A 2,322-nucleotide genomic window follows, 5' to 3' on the forward strand; every position below is an offset into this window, starting at 1 on the left:
GGCCCGTCGGCAGGCTGAGTGGAGGGATTTATCCGGGGGTGGGAGCGCAGCGACCGTTTGGCGCAGCCAAACACAGCGAGAGGAGGTGCAGCGAAGCAAACCGTAGGCGCTGCCCCCGGATGAATCCCGCAGCGAAGGAACCCGAGCCTAAGCGAGGGCCGAACGTCAGGGTAAAGCCTTTTTGGTTACTTTTTCGGCGTCTGGAAAAAGTGACCCGCCGTAAGGGCGGAACCCTAACCAGCCTTCACCAAAAAAACGGATATACACCCAAAACTCAATCTGAACCCCGAACACTGCTGCGATACATAAAGACCAAAGCCAACCCCAGACAAACCATCGCCAACACCCGAGAAGACGAAAGCTCGATCGCCGGATTCCCCAGCCAGCCAAAATTATCGATCAACATCCCCATCCCCAATTGCCCGACGATCACCGCAACAGTCGCCACCGCCGTACCCACGACAGGCACAGCACCGACCATGACCATCATGTAAACCACACCAAACAGCGCCCCGGTGAGCTGCCACTTCGGCACGTCCAAGAGGCTGACCGCCTGCGCCGGCTCAAAGAACAGAATCAACAATCCGGTGGTCACAGCCCCCACGACAAACGTCAGCAGACTACTGCGCAACACCCCGACCGTTTCACCCAGGCGTCCATTGATCGCCGCCTGCACACTCAACACCGCGCCAGCCAACACCACCACTGCCAACAAAATAACCAGACTCATCTCTTCAACCTCGCGCAATCAGAATCAATGCCACCACAATCAACACCAACGCCAGCCAGCGCTCGGCATTGACCTTCTTGCGCGTCGCGCCGAACCAGCCGAAATGGTCGATCAGTACACTCTTGCCGACCTGCCCCGAGAGAATCGCGATCATCGTCATCGCAATCCCGATATGCGGCGTCGCCAGGGTCAACACCACCACGTACATTGGCCCGAGAAATCCTCCGATCAACTGCCAGCGCGGCAGCTCGGTCAGCGCCGGGCCCTTTTGCGGCCCTGCGAACAACAGCAGCAAAAACAGAATCGCCGAACCCACGCCGAAGATGCTCAAGGTCGCCCACAGATGCCCGACTTGCTCACCCAATGGCCCAAGCAATCCGGCCTCCACCGACAGGCCCATGCCGGCCAGAATGACCAACGGCAATAACAACAAGCGCAGCCCCGACCGGGTAGCCGGTGCCGCCCCACTTACTTCATCCAGCGTTTGCATATTCAAATTCCCATGCAAGTAAACGATGGTGCGGATTATCGGCTGGCGCCGCTGTGCGATAAATGGGAGCATCCAGACAACACTTTTGCGCAACTCGCACAACAGGACAGATTCATGCACGGGCTAACCGAACTGGGATTCAAGACGTTGAGGCTGTTTGTGGCGGTACTCGACCACGGCAGTTTCTCTGAAGTCGCCCGTCGCGAGGGCGTGGCGCCCTCTTCGATCTCGCGGCAGATCCAGTTGATGGAGCAGGCGCTGAACCAGCAATTGCTCTACCGCCACACCCGTGCCGTGACGCCGACCGAGGCCGGGCGCATGCTCGGCCACCATGCGCGGCTGGTGCTGGTGCAACTGGAAGAAGCCGAACAGGCGCTGCAGGAGCAGCAAAGCGAACCCACCGGGCTGGTGCGCATCAATGCGCCGGTGGTGTTCGGTCAGCGTCACCTGACGCCGTGGCTGGGAAAATTGTGCGCGCGCTATCCGAAGCTGCAACTGGACATCCAGCAGACCGACCATTACGTCGACCCGCTGCAGGAAGGTGCCGACCTGCTGTTTCGCATCGGCCCGCTGCACGATTCAAGCATGCAGGCGCGGATTCTGGCACCGCACAGTTTTCAGGTCGCCGCCAGCCCGACCTATCTGCAGCGCCACGGCATCCCGCAACACCCGAAAGATCTGGCGCAGCATCAGTGCCTGGCCTACAAAGGCGCAACCGGTCAGCAGCGCTGGTTCTTTCGTCAAGGTCAGGGCGACTGGACGCCTTACTCGGTCAAAGGCCCGATCACTGGCAACCACGCCGACACCCTCACCCAGGCCGCCGAACAAGGCCTGGGGCTGGTGATGTTCCCGTCGTGGCTGATTGGTGAAGCGGTGCGTGAAGGCACGCTGGTGCCGGTGTTGCGCGAGTATCAGGTGTCCAACAGTCTGGAGCCGCAGCAGATTGCGGTGCTGTGGCCGGGTAGCCGGCGACTGTCGGTGAAGGTGCGTACGGTGATCGACTTCTTCATCGAATGTTTCGGCGAAGTCCCCTACTGGGACAGACCCTGAACCTTACACCGCCCCCCGTGTAGGAGCTGCCGAAGGCTGCGATCTTTTGACT

3 protein-coding genes are annotated in these 2,322 nt (G+C 60.2%); 1 reads left to right on the forward strand and 2 read right to left on the reverse strand.

The genetic code is table 11. The annotated features are described in order from the left end of the window. Nucleotides 1-274: 274 nt before the first annotated feature. Entirely contained in the window at nucleotides 275-730 is a 456-nt protein-coding gene (locus ACTJKS_RS27950; RefSeq protein ID WP_041070865.1) for a DMT family transporter, read from the reverse strand. Nucleotides 731-734: 4 nt separating this feature from the next. Then, nucleotides 735-1,220 carry a DMT family transporter gene (locus ACTJKS_RS27955; RefSeq protein ID WP_108182234.1) on the reverse strand — a complete coding sequence of 162 codons (486 nt, stop codon included), beginning with the start codon at nucleotides 1,218-1,220 and terminating at the stop codon, nucleotides 735-737. 114 nt (nucleotides 1,221-1,334) lie between these two features. On the opposite strand from ACTJKS_RS27955, the gene ACTJKS_RS27960 reads away from it, so the two are divergent. Next, nucleotides 1,335-2,270, forward strand: coding sequence for a LysR family transcriptional regulator (locus ACTJKS_RS27960; protein WP_262949485.1), 936 nt, complete (start codon nucleotides 1,335-1,337; stop codon nucleotides 2,268-2,270). The last annotated feature ends 52 nt before the right edge of the window (nucleotides 2,271-2,322 follow it).

The organism is Pseudomonas sp. 22189, from assembly GCF_052045635.1.
Classification (GTDB): domain Bacteria; phylum Pseudomonadota; class Gammaproteobacteria; order Pseudomonadales; family Pseudomonadaceae; genus Aquipseudomonas; species Aquipseudomonas parakoreensis.